The following is a 14675-nucleotide window of genomic DNA, read 5'->3' as shown; positions in this document are numbered from 1 at the left end:
TTCCATGAAATCTGTTGCGCCATTAAAAATACTGAAAGCTTCGGCCGGTTCGGGGAAGACATTTAGCCTAACACTGCACTATCTAACCTTATTGCTATCCAATGAAAATAGCTACAAGGAGATACTGGCCGTAACATTTACCAACAAGGCTACCGCCGAAATGAAAGAGCGCATACTATCAGTACTCCACGGTCTAGCTATTGGGGATTCCAGTCCAAAAATCGAAGATTTTAGAAAATTATTGCTGCAACAACAGCTCGATTGGACGTCCAATCTGATTCAAGAAAAATCACATCGTGTGTACCGTCGGATCTTACACGATTATAGCCATTTTACCATCAGTACAATTGATGGCTTTTCCCAAAAAGTCATCCGAGCATTCACTTATGAACTCAATTTGGATGCGGCTTACAAGATTGAAATGAATGTCAATAAAGTAAAAAATGATTTGACCGTCATGCTCAATCAGCTGCTGGACGAACGCCCTGATCTGCTTGACTGGATCATCGCCTATGCTGAGAAAAAAATAGCCAAAAATGAAAACTGGAACTATCGACAACAATTGATGGGCCTCGCCAACCTTATTTTCTCTGAAAATTTTCAGGAATTTGACAGTTATATTAATTCAGCCAATCCCAGAGAGGTATTTAATCTGCTGAATCAGGAGATCGAGCAAAAAATAAATGCCTTTACGGAAGCACTTTCCCTGACCATCGAAACTTTTAGTGAAGCATTCAAGAAGTTCAACATTGCCGAACATGAGCTCAAGGGAAAATCCCGCAACAAGATTATTTCCGCCAGCAAAACCAGCAAAAAGACGGACAAGTTAAGTTCTTCCGATATAGCCAAAATACTGGACAAATATGTACAATTAATAAACAATGAAGACGCATTTACCGACTGCGATAAGAATATACGCTATGATCTTCTTTCGGCACTAACGCCCATCCTTCTATCTTTTCAGACGCTACAGGAGAATCTACCAGCCTATATCGCTTATCAGGCGGTCCAAAACAACCTCTATTACTTACGTTTGCTCAAAGAAATGAGCGACTTGCTTACCCAATGGCGTAAGGAAAACGGTGCTCAGTTAATCTCCGATTCCCAGATCTTACTAAATAAACTCGGGATTGATGAGAATAGTGATCCGACATTCATCTGGGAAAAAATAGGCAATCGCTTCAATTATTTTTTATTCGACGAATTTCAGGACACTTCGCGGATACAATGGAAAAACTATAGCCCACTCCTGATCAATGCGCTGGCAGATGCCGAAGGAACACTAAGCGAACATTTGATTGTCGGGGATGTCAAGCAAAGCATATACCGTTGGCGGAACGGAGATTGGCGCATATTGCTCCAACAAGTCGAACAACAAATTGGCCATGCATTCCATCTGGATCAAACAGCTAAAACGACCTTTATCGAAAATGGAAGCCTTGACACTAATTATCGAAGTCTCCCAAATATCATCCAGCTAAATAACTATCTTTTTAGCAGTATCCCGGAACATTTACAAAGAGTTCTCAATGAAAAGGTAGATGAAAACTTAGATGAAGATGGAAAACGTTGGTGGACTGCTTCCGGCAATAATACGATGCTTATAAAAGCTTATGAGAACAGTCAACAGGAGGTCCCCGCACATAAAAAGGATAATCCCAATAAATTAGGCTCGATTGAGATTTCGTACATCCCAGTTTCAGATGGACGCTATCGAAGGAACCAGGTCATTGAGGAATCGCTCTTAAGGTTATGCGGAAAGATAGGCGAATGGTTTCGTACAGGCCGATATCATGCCAAACAAATCGGTATCCTTGTGCGTAGTAATGCGCAGGCTAAATTAGTCATCCAAAAACTAATGGATTTCAAAAAAGAGCAAAATCTTAGTTTTGAGGTTATCTCTGGAGATGCGCTATCATTGGCGAGCAACGATGCCGTACTCTTGCTAATAGAAACACTAAAAGCACTCGTATACAATTCGGATAAACATAACATCCATAAGGCAAAAATGGTCTATCTCTATCAGACCATACAGAAAAATATAGTTAGTCAAAATGCTTGGTTAAAATTTGCTTCGAACGACATTCATGCGCTGAAAGAATCTCTTCCCCAAGCTTTGATCGACTCCTGGGAGATCTGGCAGAAACAGCCATTAGTTCATTTGATCGAAAAACTCATCGAGATCTATGACTTCACAACAGAACACAACATTCATCTGCCTTACCTGCTGGCTTTCAAAGATATGATTTCGGCTTTTTCGACCAACGGTGAACGTGGAATAATTCAGTTCCTGGAATTTTGGGAAGAAGATGGCAATCGGGCTGTATTGCCCTCCAACGGCGAAATCAATGCGATTGAGGTAACGACAATTCATAAATCAAAGGGTCTTGCCTATGATGTTGTCATGCTCCCCTTCTGTTCATGGGATCTAGATGGCATGATCAATGGTGATTTCTGGATCGACACCTACGATACCCCGTTCGCCCAATTGGGAAAAATTCCCATAAAATATACAACGACAGTTGGAAAATCAGTATTCTTCAAACAATATTTTGAAGAAATGCTGTTCAATTACATGGATGCATTGAATACATTCTATGTGGCTACAACACGTGCTATCGAACACCTCTATATCACAGCTCCTTCATTTAAAGAGTCGATCGACAAAAAAACCGGCGAAATTACAGGCTATGGTGTCAAGAATGAATATATAAGTGATATACTTTATCAGGTCTTAGATTCTCCTGCTGCTCCATTTATACTTGAAAACACCCGCATCCAGATCGATCAGACCATCGAACGAAAAGATCAGCAAATCCAAACGGACAATATCATTTCGCTTAGCCATTACCCGATTTCTAAGGAGCTGGAGATGGCCTTAGAGAAGGCAAGCACACGCACGATCAACGATATTATGATGCTGGAAAAAGCAGCACAATATGGAATCTTGGCTCATGAAATCATGTCTCAGATCGCTAACGAAAAAGATATTGCCAGGTTAGTACATCAGCTGATTCACGAAGGCATACTTACAAAAGAAGAGGAGCCTTTCCTGATGCAGGAAATCAATCAGATCTGGAATCATCCTATCATCAATCAGTGGCTTACGGGGAAGTATAAAATCTGGAATGAAGCCAGTATCATTACTGCTAAAGGCGAAACCATCCGTCCCGATAAGGTATTTACCTCTCAAGAAGAGACAATTGTACTGGATTTCAAATTTACACAAACCGATTACATCGGGCATAAATATCAGGTCGACAATTACAAAAAAAACTTACAGAACCTAGGCTATAATAATGTTAGGGCCTACCTTTATTATGCCAAGTCAAATCAATTAATCGAAGTAAAATAAAGAATCACGATGCAGACAGCTTTTTTAAAATTAGTAGCAGCAGATATTCAACAACGTTTTGGTAACGATTTGAGTGAGATTGCCATCGTGTTTAACAATAAACGTCCGATTACATATCTCAAAAAACATCTTGCGGATGTCTATGGACAGGCAATCTGGTCACCCCAATTTTTCACTATACAGGAATTCTTTAAATTATCAACCAGCGATGCCGAGGCCAGCACTCTCGGGCAATTTTTTCAGCTCTTTCAGCTCCATAATGAACTTCTGGCCGCAGAGGGTAAGGATCCTGAAACGTTAGAAGAGTTTTACCCTGTTGCCGAGATTATATTAAGTGACTTCGGACAATTGGATTATGATCTGGTTCCCATCAATCAGATCTACATGGAACTTTATGATAACACCAAAATTGATATAGCTTTCCAGCATCTCACCCAAGAACAGCAAGGATTTATCCGCCAATTCTGGCAATCCTTTTCCATCGCTGGCCATAGCGGGGTCCAGGAGCGCTTTTTACAGTTATGGAAGAGACTTCCGATATTATACACGAGATTTAAAGAAACGCTTAAAGCCGCGGGCCAAACTAATTATCCAACGATTTATCGTGATCTGGTTGAAGGCAGAGCTACCTATCCAAATTTTACTTCATCCTTTCAACAAATTCTATTCGTAGGTTTCAATGCTTTAAATAGAGCAGAAGCTAAATTATTCCGACAGTGGCAGGAAGAAGGACGGGCTCTATTTTACTTCGATGCAGATGCCTATTACCTGGAGGACAACATGCAGGAAGCGGGGCTGTTTATCCGCCGCAATATTTTTCAGACTGGGCTTGTAAACGCGCTTGGCGATAGCCCTAATATTATCGGTAACAGGACATCAACGGTCAACCTATATGCGAGTACAGGAAAAATAAGCCAGACAAAATTACTTTACGACATTCTGGAAAGGCAGAATACGACAGATCAAACGTCAGCGATTTTATTAGCGGATGAGAACCTATTGGTTCCTTTGTTGCAAAGTCTTCCTGACGTTAACCCCAATATCACGACTGGATATCCCTTGACCCAATCCCCAATTTATGGCCTATTGGACCTGTGGATGGAGGTGCATTTGGAAATATCACAGTTAAAGAAACGCAAGCTATCCTACCAGACTATTGAGACCTTCATCAATCATCCCCTGACACAGGTCTCCCTAGAAGACAAACTGCAAATTCAGAAAGAGATTGCTGATAAACAATTATTTGAAATCGCATTAGAAGCGCTGCATTTCAAAAGTTCCCTGCCTCAATTTTTCGTTCCGATTGAGCATGCTGCTCAATTAATACCTTCGCTCATCATCATCGTTGAGGACTTATTGCACAGCATCTCCTCGCATGAACGTATCCGTCAGATTGACAACAATCTGCTGGTAGAAACCAAGAAAACACTCAACCAATTGTTACTGGGATTTGAGACCGTTGCTCCATTGAGCATCAGCTTTCAGATCGGATTGATCAAGAAAGCCATATCGCCGATCAATTCGGCGATAGAAGGAAATCCACTAGAAGGGATCCAGATTATGGGACTTTTGGAAAGTCGCTGTTTAAATTTTGATAACGTGTATATTCTTGGGGCAAACGAAGGCATCTTACCCAAAACATCCAATTCCCCAACCTTTATTCCCAATAGTCTCCGGAGAGCTTACGGACTTCCAATATTGGAAAATCAAGATGCACTATCCGCATACTTGTTTTATAGACATTTTCAATACAGTGAGGGGATTCATATTTTTTACAATGGACTGGTGGACGAAAGTTCGACAGGAGAAGAAAGTCGCTTCATCAAACAGCTGGAGTTTGAAAGCAAATTTATTTTTGAACGGAAAATTCAGCAACAAACAATCCAGTTTGCCGACAAAAGTACGGAAATTATTATCGAAAAGCAGGGCGAAGTCTGGACCAAGATGTATCAGGACTTTATTGTCGATCAAAAAAGAATATCAGCAACGGCACTGACGACTTATCTGCAATCTCCGTTGCAATTCTTCCTCAAACATATTGCAAATATCAAAGAGCCGCCCGCTATTTCACAGGAATTTGAAATGAACAAACTGGGAACGGTTATTCACAATGTTATGGAAAAGATTTTTCTGCCATTCAAAGGACAGCACAACTTTACACCAACAAATATCCTGCAGCAGCAATTCAATCAGATCGAATCCTACATTATCCGGGAAATAGGTTTTCAATATCAGGTGGAATTAAACTCCATGGGCGATTTAAATAGTCTCCAACGCATCATGTTGAAGATCGCCTGTGAATATGTCAAAATGTACCTTGAATATGATATAGCCAACTATAAAGCTTTTCGGATCATAGAGCTGGAAAACGATACCGATTATACGCTTCCATTTACCATTGAAATTAATGGTAAAGAAGAGCAAGTTACTTTATACGGCATTATTGACCGTGTTGACGAAGTCATCACGCACGACGATCGGATCATCAGTCGGATTGTCGATTATAAAACAGGAGGTGATTCTGTTATCTTTAAAGAAATGGATCAGGTTTTTGCACCCAATACAGAGAATAAAGCACTGATACAAACACTTTTCTATGCCTATGTATTTGAGCAAAAGACTGGACGAAAACAGCTGGAACCACATCTCTATGTTGCTCGTAAAATGCGTGAGGAAGGAACGCTGTTTAATGGAAAAGAAGGGATATTAACCGCGGACTTTTTGGCCTTCCAGAAAGAGAATTTTGTTAAATTTTTAAGGAATATACTGCGTGAAATTTTCAATCAAGAAGTTTCCTTTAGACATAATCCTGATGCAACCATTTATCCTAGTGACCCTTATACCCTGTTTTATAGAGAAGCTAGCAAATGGACGGAAAATGACGAGTCAGTATAAGGAAAGGCCTTCATCCCATTAGCTCAAGTGCTAAAAAAATAAGGGGACATTCATGGAATGTCCCCTTATTTTTAGCGTTTATTTTTTTTAATCGCATTATTCGCGCGTCGCTTGGCCGTATTTATCTTGTAATGAAACCAATGATTCTTAAAGATCTTGCGCATTGTATTATCAAAATGTCTTGTTATAAAAAGGTTACGTGCCCCCTTCAATTTTTCACTAATCGAATTCGCCAGCGCCCTTACTGAGATAGAATATCCTTCCGTCTCATATTGTATGTAGTGCCACCAGCCGGCAGGCATATAGAGTGTTTCCCCAGGGTGGATTACCGCTTCGTACCCCTCCAGATATTCTATTCCTGGAAATTCCTCTACGTTACTATACTTTGGATTAGCGATGCTATGGAAGTTGTACGGTAACTTATACATCAGATCAGATTGATCATTTGGAAAAAGCCAAATACGCTTAAGTCCCTGAAATTGTGAAATGAATACATGAGACATATCGATATCAAAATGATTCCGTGTACTTGAGCCTTCGCCACCAAAAAACATAAATGGTAACCACTGCAACACTTTCCCTCCTGTCACATCATTATAGATGACATCCTGCTTTAATTCAGGGCGTATCTTGAGCAGATTGAACAGAAATAACCGCAACTCGGTAGGTTCTTTGGTAATGAGATCCAAATATTCCGCAAATGTCATTTGCCCCACAGGAGCACTGGCAGCACGATCCATAGAATCTTCTTCTTTTCCATAGACATCGATCTTAATATCTCCGGCTATTTCCTTAAAGTAATCATAACTCCATTTCTTCCATGCAGGACTATCAGCACTAATAAAATCTGTTATAATCACCGGAAACCCAGGTTTCAGATATTTTTTCAAAAAGTCTTCTGATCGAATGCCCGAAATTTTATCAACTTGCTTTAACTTCACGACTGACTAATTTTGCTTAATTACAAACATAAAAAATATTTCTACCAAATTTTAAAAATAACGCTTATACCTTATTTTAATTAGAACAAATTACCCCAATACAATTTAATAGAAATATAATTAAAATCTAATGACAACTGTCACTTTCATTACATTTACCCTACAACAATCCGCCCCTTTATTAAAGAGCTTCATTTTTACAACTGGACAAAAATCATCTTTGGCACTTATGCAGTTATCCGCAAATGATATCCCTTCTTTCAAATCCTCATCACGTTTCGCTTACAATAATAGTATAAAAACTAGGAGAATCCTTTATTGCATTTGTATTATATGGTAAGCCTGTATAAACAACGATACACGAACAATATCCATAAAACACATCCAACAAAAAAAGGGTTAAAAACCCTTTATATTATTGACCTAAGATAGGTATTATTTATTCACTTTTTTAATGTATTCTTCTACCGCCATCGTCATGCTAGGTGCCTTTGGTGTAGGTGCAGGAATATCCAATATCAATCCATGCTCCAAAAGAGCCTGTTGTGTCGAAGCACCAAACGCGGCAATTCGGGTATTGTTTTGCTTAAAATCAGGGAAGTTATCATATAACGACTGGACACTGGACGGACTAAAAAACACGATGACATCATAAAATACATCCTTCAGATCGCTCAGGTCACTTACCACGGTTCTAAAAAGAACTGCGGGGGTAAACTTATAACCATTCTGCAGCAACCAATTCCTTGTTTCTTCATTGGCAACATCCGAGCAAGGAAAAAGGAAGTTTTCTGCCTTATGTTTTTTAAGCACTTCCTCTAAATCTTTAGCGGTTTGTTTACCAAAGAAAATTTTTCGTTTTCTGTATTGAATATATTTTTGAAGATAAAGAGCAATTGTCTCTGAAATACAGAAATATTTCATTTCCGCAGACACTTCAAATCGCATCTCCTCGCATATCCTAAAATAATGATCTACAGCATTTCTACTTGTAAATATTACCGCAGTGTGATCCGCTAAATTAACTTTATCCCTACGCACATCTTTGGCAGGAACTCCTTCTACGTGTATAAAACCTCGAAAGTCTAATTTTAACCCGTATTTTTTTGCTAAATCATAATAAGGGGACTTATCGTTTTCAGGTTTTGGTAAAGTCACCAGTACACTTTTTACCTTCTTTGCTCTTTCTACGTCTGAAGTTTGCATATTAACCAGTTTTAGCTCAATAATCTTAACAGTATTAATATTGGTGCTATTTCTAGGCAACAAAGGTACAAAATTAAATAGGAAATTGAAAATTTATACATTGACATAATATGAGCCGCTGTCTTGAGAAATCGATATAAGAATAACAACGCCGCTCCGATAATGGCCAAATGTAAAACGACACCAACAGTCGTTAACGGTACGAGGCTCAATATTAATAACACCGGGAGCATCAGAAATAATGTATTAAAATAAATCAGATATAACACGGTCACATATTCTTTGACAAGTTTCCTAATTTCAAAAACGAAAGACAGAAACCGGATAAAACCGATTTTAAAAGCAAATAGCCCACCAACCATTCCAACGGTTTTAATATAATTGGGGAAGGTAATAAAATAAAAGCGGTTTAATTCATATGCATAAAATAGGCTGACAAATAACGCCATTGCGCCTGAAAACAATATAAATAGGAAAATGAACGGCCAGGAGGTTAAGATCGTATCTTCCTTACTAACGGACAAAAGCACCCGGTCATCAAAATAGCCTTGAAAAACCAATTTGATATCGGACGGAAAAAAGACGCGAATTAAACCAACGCCAAATATTAAAAAGAGTACCGTAAATAATATCCAATTCTCTCGATGCGGCTTAGGACTGCCGTATTGCCGCTCCAAACCCGTATTACGCTGTTTTCCTTTAAAATATTGCTTTACATCATAGTCGTATATGTTGTGAAGAACTAATCCCTCCGCTTCTACTGTAGCAATACGATATTGTTTTTGAAGTTTGGGGTTCAACGATGCTAATACCTGCTGGTTTGGCGAGGGTACAGAATCGCTCAAAACATGTATACTATCAGATACGGACACGCTGTTTCGGGCAACCTGTCGCACTGTCCGGCGCTGTGCATTCAATTGTACTACCGAAAACACAAAGAGGATTACAAATACAATATAATATCTAAAGATGTTAACTTTCATTGAAATAAATTGTCCCTATCGGCCATCCAGAAATCACAAGCCGCTTGATTCGAAACTCTTTTTTATGGTCGTAAAGTTAGGATAAAAAGTTATATTGCATTCAAAAAATCTTATAGAACATGCCAAAAGAAATAATACGCTGCCAATGGTGCGGATCCGACGAACAGTATGTCGACTATCACGATAAAGAATGGGGGCGGCAGGTAAAAGATGATAAAACCTTATTCGAATTTTTGGTCCTGGAATCCGCACAAGCTGGTTTGAGTTGGATTACTATCCTCCGCCGAAGATCGGCCTATAAAGAAGCTTTTGCTAATTTTGACGTTGATCAAGTAGCCAACTATACAGCCGATGATGTAGCGCTGCTTTTAAAAGACTCCGCGATTATTAAACATCGGAATAAAATCGAATCGACCATTTCGAATGCGATACTATTTAAAAAAGTCCAATCTGAATATGGTAGTTTTTTCAATTACCTGTATACATTTTTGCCGGAGCAACAACCCATAATCAACCATTGGGCGAGTTTACAGTACGTTCCAGCAACAACCGCGATTTCTGATCAAATAGCAAAGGACATGAAAAAAAGAGGATTTAAATTTTTTGGTTCTACCATTTGCTACGCTTATATGCAAGCGGTAGGTATGGTCAATGACCATATTGAAACTTGCTCTTTTAAATATTAGTACAGATCAACAACTGCAAGGCCCACATCATGACGCTATGTAGGGCCTTGCCCATAGAACACGATCTGTCCCCATTACAAGCGCTCAACGATCTCGACACTTGAGTCATTTTTTAATAAAAACCCTAGTTAAGCCCTGAATTCACAGAAATTTCAAAACGAATAATCGATGTGCAGATCTAAACAGGGACATTCTTATAAATATCGGGAAGATTTCGGCATAGGCCATTATAATCCATTCCATAGCCTACCACAAACTCTTTGCTAATCTCAAAACCGACATACATCAGTTCTTCAAAATGATATTGTAATGCTTCAGGCTTTACCAGCAGGGCGCAAGCGATAACACTAGCCGGATTCAACCGCTTTACGGCATCCAAAGTGTGTTTCAACGAGTGACCGGAATCTACAATATCTTCCACAATAATGACATCACGTCCTTCCAGATCAATACCCAATCCCAAAAGTTCGTTTAATTCAGTTTGCCCTGTACCAATGTAGGAAGCTAATTTGATAAAGGACATCTCACAGGGAACGTCTATTTGTTTGAGCAAATCTGCCATAAACATAAAACATCCATTTAAAACACCTATAAAAACAGGCTGCTTATGCTCATAGCGCAGGCTGATATCTATGCCCATCAAGCGCACCCTTTTTTGAATCTGTTCATCTTCAAAAAGTGGTTCAAAAAGCAATCCGTCAATTTCTATCTTTTTCATCTATTTAATTATTTTCCATCCGTCAATTTCCGCTTTATGGCGCTCATACAGCCATCGGCAGTTTCGATCGTGATGAAGCTATCCGATTTACCAATTCTTTGTATGACCGAATAAAATCATCATGGTTGCATCTCACTATGTTATCGTCAAACCCCGTCTTTGTATTATTTCCGGGCACTTGCCATCCAGACCACGAACTAATCCAGGTCACTTCTGCTATTTTTTCGAACGCTGGGTCGTCTCGTCTTCCGTTTTTTCTTTTTCTTCTTTATTCCTACCGAGGATTTTATCGAATATAGATCTTTTATGCTTCTGCGGTTCTACCGTTTCCTCATCCTGTTTATCCGTATCAGACATTTTTTTAATGGTTTTGGGAACAGTCAACCCCTCGATATTATCAGTGGACGGGCTACCTTCCAGATCGTCGAACAGCAACGGATCATCGCCCATATCCAAGGTATCTATCGAATCCACAACAGCAGGTCTGGCTGCACGTAGATGCGGTTGCAATACCACTTCGTAAAAACCATAGGCGGATGTGGTTGAATCAACACCGATTTGGCCTGTCTTGGTCATAATATGGCCATAGATATTAAAATACCGCAGCATATTTCCTTTAAGATGCCCCGTCCAATCAAAAAAGTTCAGTCCTTTCTTCGGACGTGGTACGATACTCGATAAAAATATACTTTCCCCAAGCCCCAGTTGCGCCGGTGTTTTTCCAAAATAATAACGGGCAGCCTCTGTGATCCCATATACATTATTGCCCCATTCGATGACATTGAGATAAACCTCATACATGCGCTTTTTACTGACTTGCTGCGAACGCTCCATCAACCAGACTAATAAAATTTCCTCCAATTTGCGGACCACCGTTTTGTTTCTGTTCAGAAATACATTTTTCACCAATTGCATGGATATCGTACTTGCGCCTCGCTTGAAGCCTTTTTCTTTGATATTTGTAACGATGGAGAGCTTAAAAGCTTTCTCCTCAAAGCCTTTATGCTTAAAGAAAAATGGATCTTCGGTATTGATCAAACTAATCTGCATATAACGGGAGATCTGGTCTAATGGTGTAAAATTTGGATTTTGTGGTCCTACGACAATCTCGCGCATGGGCTTGCCATCCTCATAAGCGGTATAAGTAAAGGGTGTATTTAACATCCCAATATTAGCTTCACCCCATTTAACGACCTGCAGATCTTTATCATCCATTCTAGAAGAGAAAAGAAGCTTATCCGGCCTTTTTAACTCCAGAGCGAAATTTAAATCATATTGAATATGGCCTTCAACCTGAATGCCATCCAAACCAGGAAATAATCCAACCGGCATAGCATCAAAAAAATCCTGCGCTTTTATTTTATCGGTGTGCACAGCTAAGAAAATCTCCTTTTCAGGTTTATGAACATATTTTATGTAAGGGGAAAAAACAAAATCTTTTACTTGTACCGTACTTTCCTTACTTACTTCAATAGAAGAAGCTCCAATATTGAGTGCCCCCTGCATCGTCGCTTCCGGGAAAATAACATCTTTGCTGGAAATTCGCCAGTGGTTTACTTTCAGATTTTTAAATCCCCATTGTCCATGCAATTCCAACAATTCCTTATTGCGCCGATTGGCTTTATCCAATCGAAAGGATATGTCATCGAAGCTAACTGCCAGACCAAATTTACGCTGTAATAAAGGCAGATTTACTTCCTTTTTATCCGAAAAAAGACGTAGATCACATTCCTGATTGTCTGAATCTATTGTCCCTGTTAGGTTCCAAGCAGCCTCATGATCGTTCAACAAAAATTTGGATTCCATATCACCACCATCAATGACAGCCGAAGGAATAACAATACGCTGTGCCGTGCTGTCATCTTTGTAGGAAAGCTCAAGATTTTTCAGATCCAGATCGTTCGGGATCTTAAAAAATACATTTTTCAGCAAGCGATCCGCCAAGGCGGCTAAATTCTGTTTCGGATTATCATTCTCGATCGTATCCTTCTTTTGTTTCTTAAACAAAAAATCATAGTTGCTAATCGAATCTTTCTTGACCAGTGATACGGTAGCATTATCCAGAATAACCGCCCCGAGTTTTACGTCACCGAATAAAAGTGGCCAGAGTTTAACAGATACGGTCAAGTCATTAATTTGTGCAAGTGGTTCCCTATTTTTAGGTAGTAACTGTATATTTTTAAACTGCACTGCATTAATTCCCTGAAAAGCATAATATTGAATTTTTAAATCCATATCATACTTTTCCAGCAGTTTAGCTTTTGCCTTATTGATCGCTCCCATGAGCATTCCGTCTCTCTTTTGATAAGCATAAGTACCTAACGCGATTACCAAAATTAAGAAAACAGCCAAAGTAATATAAAGCCATCGCCACTTGCGGGACTTCAGAGATGTTATAAATCGATTGGACATAATTACAATTTCATGCAAATCCATGCATATCAATAGTCAAACTTAGATAAATTTGCCTTTATATACAATTCTAATTACACGCCCCGGTTGACGCACTTCCACCATAATACCAGTCACACTGCGTATCGATGGTGAGTCTCATTACTGGGTACAGCAGAAAACATCAAAAACAGGGTCGGCGACATGTTGTCCACTGCAATAGATTATTTTTTGATGTCATTCGGAGCCATAGGAATGTCCTAAATCCGCTATAAAAGAAAGATACATGATCTCCATTCTATTAAAAACAAACAAATGACAGGAAATTGGTCGGCAATGAGTAGTTTTGTATTCCATGATTTCAAATGAATACTAGATGGTTACCAAAGAACAAATATTAAATGCATTATCGTATGTTGAAGAGCCCGATCTAAAAAAGGATCTTGTAACATTGAATATGATTCAAAATATTCAGATCGAAGACCAAAAAATTGCTTTCGATGTTGTATTGACCACACCAGCCTGTCCACTAAAAGACCATATTGAGCATGCCTGTCGCAATGCTATAGCACATTTTATTGACAAAAATCTCGAAGTTCAGATCAACATGACTTCCAATGTGATCGGTAAACAAGGGGCTCAGGTTTCGGGGATTAAAAATATCATTCTGGTGTCTTCGGGTAAAGGTGGTGTCGGGAAATCTACCGTCGCAGCAAACCTGGCTTTGGCACTTCATGCCAAAGGTGCAAAAACAGGCCTTTTGGACGCCGATATTTACGGTCCCTCGCTACCAATTATGTTTGGATTAGAGGGCGCGAAACCTGGATCAGTTGAAATGCCGGATGGTCAGGTGAAAATTCAGCCTCTTGAAAAATTTGGTCTAAAATTACTTTCAATTGGTTTTTTTACGGATCCCAACCAACCCATTCCATGGCGTGGACCGATGACCACCTCTGCTATCAAACAGCTATTCAACGACGCCAATTGGGGCGAATTGGATTATCTCGTTGTTGACATGCCTCCAGGAACCGGAGATATCCATATCACAGTATCGCAAACTTTCCCAATAGCTGGGGCAGTCATCGTCACTACGCCGCAACATGTAGCCCTGGCGGATGCCGTCAAAGGAATTGGGATGTTTTTAATGGATAGTATCAATATCCCACTTTTAGGCGTTGTCGAAAATATGGCTTACTTCACTCCAGCAGAACTGCCAGACAACAAATATTATATCTTTGGCAAAGATGGAGGAAAACGTTTAGCTGAAGAATATCAGGTACCCTTCCTTGGCGAGATACCTTTACTAAAAGGTATTTCCGATGCTGGGGATAATGGTTTTCCCGTTGCAATAGATCAGGAAGACCCCGTAACAAAATCATTTCTAACGATTGCAGAGAAAGTTGCTCAGCAGCTTTCCATCATTCAAAGCAAGTCCTAAGCACTTCATTTGGAGGACGCAGGCAACATAGCGCTGCAGATGACTGTCTCCAAATAAAATGT

9 protein-coding genes are annotated in these 14675 nt (G+C 39.5%); 4 read left to right on the top strand and 5 right to left on the bottom strand.

What is annotated here, in order from left to right:
* Nucleotides 1–4 precede the first annotated feature (4 nt).
* A complete protein-coding gene (locus tag HPC41_RS21425; RefSeq protein WP_172396128.1) occupies nt 5–3355 on the top strand; it encodes a UvrD-helicase domain-containing protein in 3351 nt (1116 codons plus the stop codon).
* A 9-nt stretch (nt 3356–3364) separates the two neighbouring features.
* Nucleotides 3365–6250, top strand: a complete 2886-nt coding sequence (locus HPC41_RS21420) for a PD-(D/E)XK nuclease family protein (protein WP_172396127.1) — start codon at nt 3365–3367, stop codon at nt 6248–6250.
* Nucleotides 6251–6321: 71 nt separating this feature from the next.
* On the opposite strand, the gene HPC41_RS21415 is transcribed toward HPC41_RS21420, so the two are convergent.
* The 3 genes from HPC41_RS21415 to HPC41_RS21405 form a co-directional block, all read right to left on the bottom strand.
* Complete coding sequence (locus HPC41_RS21415; RefSeq protein WP_172396126.1) at nt 6322–7191, bottom strand: cupin-like domain-containing protein; 870 nt, start codon at nt 7189–7191, stop codon at nt 6322–6324.
* Between the two features lie 435 nt (nt 7192–7626).
* Complete coding sequence (locus HPC41_RS21410) at nt 7627–8397, bottom strand: uroporphyrinogen-III synthase (protein ID WP_172396125.1); 771 nt, start codon at nt 8395–8397, stop codon at nt 7627–7629.
* 11 nt (nt 8398–8408) lie between these two features.
* Nucleotides 8409–9380, bottom strand: coding sequence for a DUF4271 domain-containing protein (locus HPC41_RS21405; RefSeq protein ID WP_172396124.1), 972 nt, complete (start codon nt 9378–9380; stop codon nt 8409–8411).
* A 119-nt stretch (nt 9381–9499) separates the two neighbouring features.
* Between HPC41_RS21405 and HPC41_RS21400 the strand changes: the two genes are divergently transcribed.
* Nucleotides 9500–10066 carry a DNA-3-methyladenine glycosylase I gene (locus HPC41_RS21400; protein ID WP_172396123.1) on the top strand — a complete coding sequence of 189 codons (567 nt, stop codon included), beginning with the start codon at nt 9500–9502 and terminating at the stop codon, nt 10064–10066.
* A 178-nt stretch (nt 10067–10244) separates the two neighbouring features.
* Here the strand turns inward: HPC41_RS21400 and HPC41_RS21395 are convergent, their stop codons facing one another.
* Nucleotides 10245–10784 (bottom strand): phosphoribosyltransferase, encoded by a 540-nt coding sequence (locus tag HPC41_RS21395; RefSeq protein WP_172396122.1) that lies wholly within the window; start codon nt 10782–10784, stop codon nt 10245–10247.
* 216 nt (nt 10785–11000) lie between these two features.
* Complete coding sequence (locus HPC41_RS21390) at nt 11001–13196, bottom strand: transglycosylase domain-containing protein (RefSeq protein WP_172396121.1); 2196 nt, start codon at nt 13194–13196, stop codon at nt 11001–11003.
* A 355-nt stretch (nt 13197–13551) separates the two neighbouring features.
* Between HPC41_RS21390 and HPC41_RS21385 the strand changes: the two genes are divergently transcribed.
* Nucleotides 13552–14613, top strand: a complete 1062-nt coding sequence (locus HPC41_RS21385) for an Mrp/NBP35 family ATP-binding protein (protein ID WP_172396120.1) — start codon at nt 13552–13554, stop codon at nt 14611–14613.
* Nucleotides 14614–14675: the final 62 nt, after the last annotated feature.

This window comes from Sphingobacterium prati (assembly GCF_013167215.1).
In the GTDB taxonomy this organism is placed as follows: Bacteria; Bacteroidota; Bacteroidia; order Sphingobacteriales; family Sphingobacteriaceae; genus Sphingobacterium; species Sphingobacterium prati.
The sequence above is the reverse complement of the archived record's forward strand: the minus strand, read 5'-3'. Positions and strand labels throughout refer to the sequence as shown.